This window comes from Stenotrophomonas sp. (genome assembly GCF_032056425.1).
Taxonomy (GTDB): domain Bacteria; phylum Pseudomonadota; class Gammaproteobacteria; order Xanthomonadales; family Xanthomonadaceae; genus Stenotrophomonas.
This window is the reverse complement of record NZ_DAMBCN010000013.1, coordinates 42,767-54,280: the sequence shown is the minus strand read 5'-3', so window position 1 is coordinate 54,280 and position 11,514 is coordinate 42,767. Positions and strand designations below refer to the sequence as shown.

Sequence of the window (11,514 nt, the reverse complement as noted above, 5' to 3'; positions counted from 1 at the left end):
CTACCAAGCCGGGGCCACGCAGGGCGGCGCGCTGCCCGGTAGGTGCCCACCTTGGCGGGCACCAGGGATAGGCGAAGAGCAATGCCCACCAAGGTGGGCATCTACCAAGCCAGGGTCGCGCAGGGCGGCGCGCTGCCCGGTAGGTGCCCACCGTGGTGGGCACGAGCGCTAGGCAAAGAGCAATGCCCACCAAGGTGGGCATCTACCAAGCCGGGGCCACGCAGGGCGGCGCGCTGCCCGGTAGGTGCCCACCTTGGTGGGCACGAGGGATAGGCGAAGAGCAATGCCCACCAAGGTGGGCATCTACCAAGCCAGGGCCACGCAGGGCGGCGCGCTGCCCGGTAGGTGCCCACCGTGGTGGGCACGAGTTATCTACCGTGCGCTACCATGCGCCGCTTCGGTCATCACCTGGGCCAGCTGCTTCAGTGAATATGGCTTGCGCAGCAGGGTGAAGCCATGCCCCGGGTCGCGTGCCAGCAGTTCGCTGTAGCCGCTGGTCAGGATGATCGGCAGCTTCGGGAACTGCGTGCGGATTGTGCGTGCCAGCTCCAGGCCGTTGGTGCCGGGCATCACCACGTCGGTGAAGACCAGCTGGAAGCGCGTGGCGTCATGCTCCAGCTCGGCCATGGCCTCTGCGGCATTGCGCGCCAGTACCACGCCATAGTCCAGCTCGCGCAGCGCGCCCACGGCGAAGTCGGCCACGTCCACGTTGTCTTCCACCACCAGCACGCACAGCCCGCCGCCACTGGCCAGGCCGGGGTGCGGGGCAGGGCGCGGCATGCTGTCGGTGCATTGGGTCAGCGGCAGGTACAGGGTGAAGCAGGTGCCCGCCCCCGGCCGGCTCTGCACATCCACTTCGCCTTCCGATTGCTTCACGAAGCCGAATACCTGGCTCAGCCCCAGGCCGGTGCCGGCGCCCACGCCTTTGGTGGTGAAGAAAGGTTCGAAGATGCGCTCGAGCACCGACGGGTCGATTCCGCTGCCGGAATCGGTCACGCTGATGGCAGCAAAGTCGCCCTTCAATGGAATTGACTGGCGCACCGACGGTACGGTGCTGACCCGTTGTACCGCCAGCGTCACCTGGCCGTGGCCCTCGATCGCATCGCGCGCGTTCACCGCGATGTTGATCAACGCGGTATCCAGTTGGTTGCGATCCAGCAGCACCGGCAGCGGCACGTCGGGCAGCTTCAGTTCCACATCAATGCGCGCGCCCACCACGGTGGTGATGATGTCCGCCAGCGCCTGCACGCTCTCGCACAGGTCGAACACCTCCGGCGACAAACTCTGCCGCCGCGAGAACGCCAGCAGCTGGGCGGTCAATTTGGTCGCACGCTCGGCCGCCGATTCGATCGCCTGGGCGTAGCGCCGGCGCGGGTCATCACTGGGCCAGCCATACAGCAGCATGTCCACCGAACCGGTGATCACCTGCAGCAGATTGTTGAAGTCGTGCGCCACGCCGCCGGTCAATTGGCCCATGGCTTCCAGTTTCTGTGCCTGGCGCAGCTGCTCGCGTGCGCGCACCAGCTCCAGGTGCGCCTCGCGTGCTTCCTGGGTAATGGCGGCCACCTGGCGGCTGTGCAGGTCGCGCTCGATCACCCGTTCGGTCTGCTCGCTCACCACGCACAGCAGGCCGGCGATCTCGCCGTTGCCCAGCCGCAGCGGCGAATAGGAGAAGGTCCACCAGGTTTCCTTCATCGCGCCGTCGCGGTCCATCATCAGGCGCAGGTTCTGGAAGCTGCGCGCGGTGCCGGCGAAGGCATCGTCGATGGCCTGGCAGACGTCGGCCCAGACATCGGCCCACACCACGTCCAGGCGTGCACCCATGGCGCCGTGCAGTTTGCCGCCCAGCAGTGGCAGATAGGCGTCGTTGAAGAAGAACGCCTTGTCCTGCGGGCCCCAGGCGATCCACATCGGCTCGGGTGAATCGAACACCATGGCCAGCACGGTGCGCAGCTCGGCCGGCATCTGCGCGGCCTGCGCGGTCTGTGCCCAGTCACTGTCCTGCAGCAGACGGTACGCCAGCTGCTCGGGGGCAGAGACCGGAAGGGAAAAGGCGTGCATGGCCGCTCAGGGCAGGAAGGTGGCACAGCGTACCCGACGGCGTGTGTGCAGGCTCTACACGCCGCCGGGTGGTCAGCCGCGCATCAGAAGCTGTAGGCCGCCTGCAGGTAGACCCGGCGCGGTTCGCCGGGGAAGTGCCCGTTGCGCTCGATGAAGCCGCTGGCCGCATACACCTTGTCAAACAGGTTCTTGACGTTGGCCTGGAACTGCCACTGCTGCCAGGTGGTCTTCCAGCTCATGTCGAACACGGTGTACGGCTTCACCCGCTGGCCGTCCAGGCTGACACGCTCGTCCACGTAATCGGCACCGAAGCCGATGGCCGAATGCAGGGCGGGCAGGTCGTAGCGGGTCCACAGCCCCAGCTTGTTGCGCGGTGCGTTGGCGAAGCGATCGCCAGAGGCATTGGTGATGCCGCTCGGGCCGGCATCCTTCACCCGCGCATCGTTGTAGGCGTAGGTCAGGTTCAGTACCCAGCGTTCGGTCACGTCGGCCAGCAGGTCCATCTCCATGCCGGTGCTGCGCACCAGGCCCAGTGCGGCCAGCTGGTTCACCCCGCCCACCACCTCTCCGGTGGCCTGCACGATGTTGCTGCGATCGATGCGGTAGGCGGCCAGGTTCAGGGTGACCCGCTCGGCCAGCAGCGACTTCATGCCCACTTCCCACTGCTTGCTGCGCTCGGCATCGAACGGGCCGCCGGCGGCGGGGTTCTGGTTCGCCGCGCTCTGCGGCACGAAACCGCTGGCCACGTTGGCGTACAGGTTCAGGCCATCGCGCACGATGAAGGTGCTGCCCAGCCGCCAGCTGATGTCGTTGCCATCCACGCTGCTGTGGGCGATGCGGTCTTCGTCCTTGAAGCCATCCCAGCGCAGGCCGGCCAGCACGTGCCAGCGCGGGGTCAGGGTCAGCTCGTCCTGCAGGTACCCACCGTAGCGCTGGCTGCGGGTGGACGTGCTGCGCCAGGGCAGGGTGGCCAGGTTGTAGTCATGCCACGTGCTGGCGCCGTACACCGGGTTGAACAGGTCGATGCCCTGCACCGGACCGGCGCCGCGGGCCAGGTCGGCGCTGTTGGCGGTCTGCGCGGTGAAGTCCGCATCGGTCTGGTACACATCGGCACCGAACAGCACCTTGTGTTCGATGCTGCCGGTTCGGGTGCGCCACACGGCGTTCGCATTGGCGGTGACCGCGTCGTTGTCGCGGATCTGGTTGCGCAGCTGGCGGGTCATCCACTCGGCCACGCCGTCGCCATCACGGTCGATCAGCCCCATCGGCTCGTGGTACATCTGGTGTTCGCTGTTCTTGAACCAGCGCGCCGCCACGTCCACGTCCAGTGCGTCGGTGGGCGCAAAGCGGTACTGCGCCAGCGCCACCTTGGCGCGCATGTCCAGGAAATCGCTGGTCTCATTGTGGTTCCAGCGGCGGTCGGTCAGGAAGCTGCCGTTGTCGTCCACCGGCACGCCGCGCAGGCGGTTGCCGCCCAGGTTCTGGGTGATGTCGGTGAACTGCAGGACCAGCTCGCCGGTATCGCCCACGTCGAAGGCCAGCGAGGCATCGCCGATCACGCTTTCACTGTCGGTGTTCCAGCGCACGCCCGATTCGCTGTCGCCATACAGGCCCGCGCGGTAGCGCACGCTGCCGCTGCGGTTCAACGGGCCGGTGCCTTCGATCGAGGCGGCGCGGAAATCCTCGTTGCCCACCTGCAGTTCGATGCGGCGCTCGGCGGTGGCCCTGGGCTTGCGGGTCACGTAGTTGATCACGCCGCCGGCATCGCCGCCGCCGTACAGCGCGCCGGCCGGGCCCTTCAGCACTTCCACCCGTTCGATGTTGAACAGCTGCGGCACCGAAAAACCGGCATAAGGATCGCCGCGCAGGCCGTCGTACAGCACGTTCTCCTGACGGAAGCCGCGCAGGGTGACGCCGGCATAGCTGAAGAAGCTGATGCCGCTGATGCTGCGATAGAGATCGGTCACCTGGCGCGCGGCCTGGTCGTCGATCAGTTCGCGCGGCAGCACCTGGATCGACTGTGGCACCAGCGTCAGGGGCGTGTCAGTGCGGGTGCCGACGGCGGCGTCGTCCACCCGGTACAGGGTCTGTGCGCGGCCACGCACTTCCACTTTGTCCAGGTCCTGCACGCCGGCGGGCGGGCTCTCGGCGGCGTAGGTGGCGTATGCGGCAATAGCCAAGGGCAGGGCGAGCGCGGCGCACAGGGCGCGGCGGCGGGGCAATCTCACGGGCATGGGCAGTGTGGGGGTGGCTGCAAATGAGAAATATTAGCATTTGCAACACTTCGACACGCATCCCCGTTCGGGCAATGCCGTTTCGTTTCAGAGACGCAGGGTCAGTACCGTGCCCGAATCGCTGTCGCTGGCCACCGACAGGGTGCCGCCATGGGCCTTGGCGATCTGCGAGGCGATATACAGCCCAAGTCCCAGGCCGGAATCCAGGCGCTTTTCCTGCGGGCGCGAGAACGGCTCGAACAATGCTGCCAGATGCGCCTGGGGGATCACCCCGGCGTTGGCCACTTCAATGCGCAGGCCGTCACCTTCGCCGCGGCCGGTCACCCGTATGGGTTCCCCGGCGGTGCCATGCACGGCGGCGTTGATGACCAGGTTGGCCAGCAACTGGCACAGGCGCGCCCCGTCGCAGCGGAACACCGGCGGCAACTGCAGATCCAGCTCGCAACGGCGCTGCGGATAGGCGCGCATGGCCTCGCGGCAGGCCACGGCCAGCACCCCGGACAGGTCCGACCAGTCTTCCAGCTTCAGGGCAATGCCGGTGCCCAGGCGGCCCCGGGCGAAATCGAGGGTCACATCGATCAGCTCGGCGATGCGGTCGGTACTGCCGTTGATGTGCTCCAGCACCTTCTGCTGCGCCACGCTCAGCGTGCCCAGCGAAAGCAGGTCGGCGCCGGCGCGGATGGCCTGCACGGGGTTGCGCAGATCGTGGGCCAGTACCGCGATGAACTCCTCGCGCTCCTTGCCCACGCGCAGCAGTTCGGCGTTGTTGTGCTCGGATTCGGCCAACCGTACGTCGCGCGTGTTGCCATCGCCCTTCAGGCCATCGATCAGTTCCGCATCGGCGTCGTGGCCGTGCACCGCATCGATCTGCGCGGCTACCAGCCGTGCCAGCATCGTCAGGGTCGCCACATGGCTCTCGTCCACCGGCCGCGGCAGCGGATCGAGCGTGCAGAGGGTGCCGAAGATGCTGCCGTCGGCCAGGGTGATCGGCACGGAGATATAGCTCCGGAAACCATACAGGCCGGGTACCGGGCTGTGCTGGAAATCCGGGTGGGCCTGCGCGTCGGCAAACCAGACCGGGCACTGCTGCGCCTTCACGTCCTTGCAGAAGGTCTTGTTGATGTCCAGCACCATGCCGTTGCTGATGCCCAGGCCGGCGCGGTCGACACTCTGTACGGCCCGCCAGTGTGCATCGGTTATCTCGCCCACCAGGGCAACGCGCATGCCGGTCAACTGGCAGGCGAGGTCCAGCGATGGGCGGAAGTCGATTCGTGTGGGCATCGCAGGCAGTCCGGCAAGCGCGTCTGGGCGTTGGCAGTATAGCGACGCGCGGCGCTCCAGCGGTTCACTCGGCCACGTGGATATCCAGCAGCGGACGGCTGTGGCCGGTGAAGAGCTGATCCGGATCCATCGGCCGGGCCAGGGCAAATCCTTGGATCTCATCGCAGCCCAGTGCGCGCAGGCGGCTGACCTGGTCGGCGCTCTCGGCGCCTTCGGCCACCACGGTGTAGCCCAGGCGATGGGCCAGGCCAATGATCGCTTCCACTTTCACACTGGAGCGATTGTCCAGGCACAGCCGATCGATCAGCGATTTGTCCAGCTTCAGGGTGCTGATCGGCAGTTCGGTCAGGTAGCCGAAGTTGCTGTAGCCGCTGCCGAAGTCGTCCACGGCCACGCGGATGCCCGCATCAGCCATCCGCTTCAGTTGCACGCCCTGCTGCGAATCGGCGCGCAGCCACTGGCTCTCGGTGATTTCCACCTCCACCCGGGTGCAGGCCAGGCCGCGCCGGTCGATTCCGGCGATCAAGCGCTCGGCCGCGCCTTCGCGGGCCATGTCCCGTGCCGAGTAGTTGATCGACAGGTTCAGCGGCAGGCCGTCAGCGTGCCAGCGCGCCAGCTGGTCCAGCGCACGGTCCACCACCCAGTCGGTGATGCCGTGCATCAATGCGGTGCGTTCGAACACCGGAATGAACTCGGCCGGGCTGACGGGGCCCAGCTGCGGGTGGTTCCAGCGGATCAGCACCTCGGCGGCGACCGCCCGCAGATCGCTGGCGCGGAAGCGTGGCTGGTAGACCAGGTGGAATTCGTCCTGCTGCAGCGCCGTGCGGCCATCGGTGGCCAGGCGGTAGCCGCGGCGGGTACTGGCATCGCGGCCCTGCGAATACCAGCGGAACGGCGCGCGGGCCGATACCGCGGCGCTCAGCCCCACCAGCAGGCGGCGTATCACTTCGCCGGCGCTGTGCTCGCCGAGCGTGAGCTCGCACACGCCCGCGTGGAAGCCCGGTGACATCGGCACTTCGGCGGCCATCATCGGCCGGGTGACCCGAGCCTGCAGCTCGGCCAGCAGGGCTTCCACCGCGCTGGCCTGCTCCAGTTCCAGCACGAACGCAAAGCGGGCCACGCCCACGTGGTAGACCTGGGCTACGCCCTCCAGCGCCACTTTCAGGCGCACGCCGGTGCGCCGTATCAGCGTTTCCAGCGGGGCCATCCCCAGCACCTGTCCCGCCTCCGTGGAAACGGCGGTATCAAACACGTCCACCAGCACCGCATGCATGAAGGCGCCTGGCTCGCGTTCGGCCAGTGCGTCGTGGTCCAGCATGAACTGCTGGCGATCCGGCAGGCCGCTCACCGGGTCGCTGCGGCCACTCATCGCGCGCAGCTCCAATTCGTTCATGGCTGCACGCGCCAGCGTCTCCAGCTGCCGCCGCTCGGCGTCCGACAGGGTGCGCGGGCTATCATCCATCACACAGAACGCGCCGATGGCCACGCCGTTGCGCGCCACCAGAGGCGCCCCGGCGTAGAAACGCAGGTGCGGTTCGCCCGCCACCAGCGGATTGCTGGCATGCCGCGGGTGCTGCAGCAGGTCGTCTATCACCAGCGTTTCCGGTGAACCAATCGTGCTGGCGCAGATGGAATCGCGGATATGGGTCTGCGACACCGCCAGGCCGCGGCGTGAGACCAGCCGCTGGCGGTCGATCTGCAGCAGCGAGACGAACGCCACGGGTACGTTGAACGTGTGGGTGGCCAGCTCGGTCAGGCTGTCCAGGGAAGCGCCACTGATCTCGCCCAGCGCATTGAGGCCGGCGAGGGTGGACATTCGTTCTTCATCACGGCTGGCGGGCATGTACGGGAAATCGTTACGGCAGTGGGGGCGCGATACACCGCCAGCATGCCGCAGGCGGCGCGAAGGAGGTGTCGCCTCGGGTGATTCAGGGCAGTGCCTGTGCCCTGCCCACTGAATGCTTCAGTTGGGCAGGGCGGGGCAGGGCAGCGACTCAGGCCGCGTGCGGCAACGCCACGCGATGCGCGCCGGAGGGAGCGATCCGGAACGTCGCGGCAGCCTGGTCCAGCGCGCCGGCCTGGTCGGCCAGGGCACGCGCCGATGCGCTGGCTTCTTCCACCAGTGCGGCATTCTGCTGGGTGGCCTCGTCCATCTGCGCGATAGTCTGGTTCACCTGCTCGATGCCGGATGCCTGTTCGCTGCTGGCCTGGGCGATCTGCTGGATCAGCGTGTCGGTCTGGGCGGCGGCGGCGCGCAGCTGCTCGATGGCCTGTTCGGACTGGCGGGCGATGCCGATGCCGGCCTGCACGCTCTCGCCGGAGGTCTCGATCAGCGCCTTGATGTCCTTGGCCGACGCTGCCGCGCGCTGGGCCAGGGTACGTACCTCGCTGGCCACCACGGCGAAACCGCGCCCCTGTTCCCCGGCGCGTGCCGCTTCCACGGCGGCATTCAGGGCAAGGATGTTGGTCTGGAAGGCGATGCCATCGATCAGGCCCACCATCTCGCCGATGCGCTGCGACGATGCATCGATCTGCTGCATCACCTGCACCACATCCTGCACCGCGCGGGCGGTGCGCTGCACGGCATCGCCGGCGCTGCGCGATGCAGCATTGGCCTGCTGGGCGTGCTCGGCGTTCTGGCGCACGGTGGAGGTCAGTTCTTCCATCGATGCCGCCGTTTCCTCCAGGTTGGCCGCCTGGCTCTCGGTACGGCGCGAGAGATCTGCGTTGCCGGCGGCGATTTCGTCCGAGGCGTTGGCAATCGAGGTCGCCGCCGTCTGGATGCGTTGGACGATGCCCGACAGGTTTTCAGCGGTGCGGTTGGTGTCGCGCTGCATGGCCGCGAACACGCCCTGGTAGTCGCCCTGCAGGCGTCGGCTCAGGTCACCCTCGGCCATCGCGCCCAGCACCACCGACAATGCCTTCAGGCTGCCATCGGCGGTTTCCATCAACTGGTTCAGATCCACGATCATGCGCTGGAAGTCGTGGCGATAGGCACTGGCATCGCCGCGCGCGCTGAAGTCACCGGCGGCGGCCGCCCGTGCCAGGCGCTGGATGTCCTGGTTGATCGCATGCAGGCTGGCCTTGGCCGCATCCATCGATTCATGCAGGATCGCGCGGCTGCCCGGCAGTCGCCGCGCGCTGCGGCGCAGATCGCCCTGGGCGTACTCGTTCAGGACCTCGATCGCGTCCACGATCGCGTCCAGATGCTCGAACACCATGGTGTTCATGCCTTCGGCCAGTTCACCGTACACGCCGGGGAAGTCGGTCGGCATGCGATGGGTGATGTCTTCGGCGGCATGCAGGTCGATCATCTGCCGGGTCTGCTGCGAGAACCGTTGCAGCAGCTGCACCATGCCATCGGTGGCACGCAGCATCTGGCCCACTTCGTCGTCGCCGTCATCCTGGGCGCGCACGCTCAGGTCGCCGCGGGTCACGGCATTGATCGAGGCCTGCACGCGGGCCAATGGGACGGTCAGGCTGCGCGAGATCAGCCACGCGGCCAGGATGCCCAGGGCCAGGCTGGCGACCCCGAACAGGGTCAGCAGGCGCGTGGTGCGCGCCGCCAGTGACTGCATGTCCGCCGCTGCTTCGGCCACCAGCTTCTGCTGCAGGTCGGCAAACTCGGCCAGTGCGGCATTCCACTCCGCGGCGGCCGGCGCCACCTTGTCCAACAGCAGCGCGTCGGCGGCCGCGAAATCGCCGGCACGCATGCGCGCATCCAGCGCGTCCAGCGCGGTCTGCGTGGCCTGCTGGCGCGCGGCCACCTTGTCACGCATCGCCTGCGCAAGCGGGCTGGTGGCTGGGCGTGCAATGAAGTGCTGCCAGATCTGATCGTAGCGCGCGGTCTGCGCCTGCACGGTGGCCAGATCGCGGTCCAGTTCCTGGCCGCGGCGCAGCAGCATATCGCGGCGCAGCAGCAACAGTTCCTTGTTGATGATGAGCATGTCGTACAGCTCGCCCATGCGGGTCACGCGTACGTTCACTGCGTTGTCGAATTGTTGGCGCTGCTTGTAGTTGCTGTGCAGGGCGATCGCCAGGATGGTGGCGATCATCAACAGCAGAATGGAGAAACCAGTGGCGAGGCGGGTGCCTACCTTGAAGCGGCGCAGTGTGTTCAATTTGTGAAGTCCGGTAGTCGTCGTAAGCCCGACTGCCGGGCGTGTCTGCACAGGAGAGAGCCCCGGCAGGCAGTAAGACGATAGCGGCGCTGCACGCCAAAGCTTTAGCGTCCCGGTTCGGATTTTTTTCGAAGGCGCCTGCGGGTCAGGCAATGCAGAGCACAAACACCGCCGACAACGCGAGCATCAGCACGAACACGCGTCGGCTCAGCGCGAGGCAGGCGAGGCCTGCTGCCAATGCCCATGCACCGAGCAGGACACAGGCCAGCAGCCACAGGCCCATGCCCATCAGCGAGCCGGACACCACGCCCGACAGTGCCAGCGCCTTGAACAGGCCTACGCCCAGCGCACTGCCGAGCATTCCTGCCTGCAGGGCGACGGCGTCATGGCGGGCGGGGGCAGGGCGGTGATGCATGGGCTGCACTGTGCAGCAAGCCACATCCACGCCATGTGTTTTTCAAGGGGCGGAACCGTTTCAAGCGGAAAGGGCTCTGACCCCAAGCCCTCCGCTCACGCATCGTCATCCAGCGCATCGCCATCCCAATCGGACAGCGCGTCGTCGGCACCCCGAGCATCGGGGTCCGCAGGCTCCAGCAGCGTGTAATCATCGCGTTGCGGGTCGCGGATACCCAGGCCTACATAGGCAGCCTCCAGCACGGCGGTATGCGCGTGTCGTCGCAGCTGCGCCGGATGGGTCAGCTCGCCCCTCAGCCAGGCCGCCGCCGCCGCCGGTTCCACAAACACCGGCCCATCGGCAGACAGCGGGGCCGGGATCGAAGGATTGCCATCGGTCAGGATCGAGAACGTGTCGCGCATGTCGCCGGCCTCGTCCTGCCAGTGCTCCCACAGTCCCGCCGCCAACAGGGCCAAACCATCCTGGCGCTGGACGAACATTGGCCACGGCGGTCGTCGCTGCCGGTCCCATTTGAAATAGCCCGTCATCGGTACGATGCAGCGCCGCTTGCTCCAGGCGTCGGCAAAAAGGCGGCTGCGCGGGGCGCGCTCCAGCCGCGCGGTCACCGTGGTGTAGGGCGTGGAAGGGTGCTTCGACCAGCGCGGCACCAGGCCCCACTGCATCTCGGCAACGACCGTGGTGGTCTGCGGCCCAGCCGCGCCGGCCGCCCAGACCCAGGCGTGGCCGTCCTTGCCGATGTTGTAGCATGCCTTCGCTGTTGCCAGTGCTGCCGACACGTCGCCGGGTAGCGCAGCAGGAAAGCTGTCCACGCCCACGAAGGCCTGCACGAAACGTCGCATGACCGCCCCGTCGCTGCCTCAGCGCGGCGGATGTGCCTGCAGCACGTCGCGTCCTCGCGGGGTCAGGTCGATGTCGCCGTCCTCGGCCTGCACGGCAAGGTCTGCCGCGACCGCCCAGGTGGCGGCGTCACTGTCCACCTGCTCCGCATCGGCAATGGCCTGCAGAATCTGTCGCTGTGCGCCGGTCAATGTCGCGTGCATGTTCATACGCCGAGCACGCGCGGCTGCCAGTCGGCCACGCGGGCATTGCTCACTGCCTGGTGGCAGCCGCAGTCTTCACAGCGGAACAGGGTGCCGCCCGGTAGGTGCAGCAGATTGCCTTCGGTGGACGAGGTCGTGGCCTGGCAATGGTTGCAGGTCACCGTCAGCGACGTGATGCGCTCGACCCCGCCGGCCATGTTGAAGACGGCCTCGAAGGCGCGAATGGCGAAATGACCGGTGTCCGACATGAGGGGAAGGGGGCAGGGGAAGGTACGTTCATCGTCACACTTTCACCTGTGATGACCCCGTCAGCCCGATGCGGTGGCCAGATCAAATCCAATCGCGTGCACCCAGCCCCTGCA

Annotated in this window: 9 protein-coding genes; all 9 read right to left on the bottom strand. The window is 67.3% G+C overall.

Annotated elements, in window-relative coordinates; translation table 11 throughout:
* Positions 1-372: 372 nt before the first annotated feature.
* Positions 373-2,061, bottom strand: coding sequence for an ATP-binding protein (locus RTY46_RS10530; RefSeq protein WP_312708255.1), 1,689 nt, complete (start codon positions 2,059-2,061; stop codon positions 373-375).
* Between the two features lie 83 nt (positions 2,062-2,144).
* Positions 2,145-4,295, bottom strand: coding sequence for a TonB-dependent receptor (locus RTY46_RS10525; RefSeq protein ID WP_312708254.1), 2,151 nt, complete (start codon positions 4,293-4,295; stop codon positions 2,145-2,147).
* A gap of 87 nt (positions 4,296-4,382) precedes the next feature.
* On the bottom strand, positions 4,383-5,576 hold the full coding sequence (locus tag RTY46_RS10520) for a GAF domain-containing sensor histidine kinase (protein WP_312708253.1): 1,194 nt from the start codon (positions 5,574-5,576) through the stop codon (positions 4,383-4,385).
* A gap of 64 nt (positions 5,577-5,640) precedes the next feature.
* Entirely contained in the window at positions 5,641-7,392 is a 1,752-nt protein-coding gene (locus tag RTY46_RS10515) for an EAL domain-containing protein (protein WP_312708252.1), read from the bottom strand.
* A gap of 178 nt (positions 7,393-7,570) precedes the next feature.
* Complete coding sequence (locus RTY46_RS10510) at positions 7,571-9,697, bottom strand: methyl-accepting chemotaxis protein (protein ID WP_312708251.1); 2,127 nt, start codon at positions 9,695-9,697, stop codon at positions 7,571-7,573.
* 145 nt (positions 9,698-9,842) lie between these two features.
* Positions 9,843-10,112: a hypothetical protein gene (locus RTY46_RS10505; protein WP_312708250.1), complete on the bottom strand. Its 270-nt coding sequence runs from the start codon at positions 10,110-10,112 to the stop codon at positions 9,843-9,845.
* A 95-nt stretch (positions 10,113-10,207) separates the two neighbouring features.
* Positions 10,208-10,951, bottom strand: coding sequence for an SOS response-associated peptidase family protein (locus RTY46_RS10500; protein ID WP_312708249.1), 744 nt, complete (start codon positions 10,949-10,951; stop codon positions 10,208-10,210).
* A gap of 18 nt (positions 10,952-10,969) precedes the next feature.
* Positions 10,970-11,152 carry a hypothetical protein gene (locus RTY46_RS10495; protein WP_312708247.1) on the bottom strand — a complete coding sequence of 61 codons (183 nt, stop codon included), beginning with the start codon at positions 11,150-11,152 and terminating at the stop codon, positions 10,970-10,972.
* 2 nt (positions 11,153-11,154) lie between these two features.
* On the bottom strand, positions 11,155-11,400 hold the full coding sequence (locus RTY46_RS10490; protein ID WP_312708246.1) for a hypothetical protein: 246 nt from the start codon (positions 11,398-11,400) through the stop codon (positions 11,155-11,157).
* Positions 11,401-11,514 lie beyond the last annotated feature (114 nt).

Bases quoted from the DNA above. Each gene is read 5' to 3' on its own strand.
- RTY46_RS10530 (WP_312708255.1), bottom strand. From the start codon at position 2,061: ATGCACGCCTTTTCCCTTCCGGTCTCTGCCCCCGAGCAGCTGGCGTAC.
- RTY46_RS10525 (WP_312708254.1), bottom strand. From the start codon at position 4,295: ATGCCCGTGAGATTGCCCCGCCGCCGCGCCCTGTGCGCCGCGCTCGCC.
- RTY46_RS10520 (WP_312708253.1), bottom strand. From the start codon at position 5,576: ATGCCCACACGAATCGACTTCCGCCCATCGCTGGACCTCGCCTGCCAG.
- RTY46_RS10515 (WP_312708252.1), bottom strand. From the start codon at position 7,392: ATGTCCACCCTCGCCGGCCTCAATGCGCTGGGCGAGATCAGTGGCGCT.
- RTY46_RS10505 (WP_312708250.1), bottom strand. From the start codon at position 10,112: ATGCATCACCGCCCTGCCCCCGCCCGCCATGACGCCGTCGCCCTGCAG.
- RTY46_RS10500 (WP_312708249.1), bottom strand. From the start codon at position 10,951: ATGCGACGTTTCGTGCAGGCCTTCGTGGGCGTGGACAGCTTTCCTGCT.
- RTY46_RS10495 (WP_312708247.1), bottom strand. From the start codon at position 11,152: ATGCACGCGACATTGACCGGCGCACAGCGACAGATTCTGCAGGCCATT.
- RTY46_RS10490 (WP_312708246.1), bottom strand. From the start codon at position 11,400: ATGTCGGACACCGGTCATTTCGCCATTCGCGCCTTCGAGGCCGTCTTC.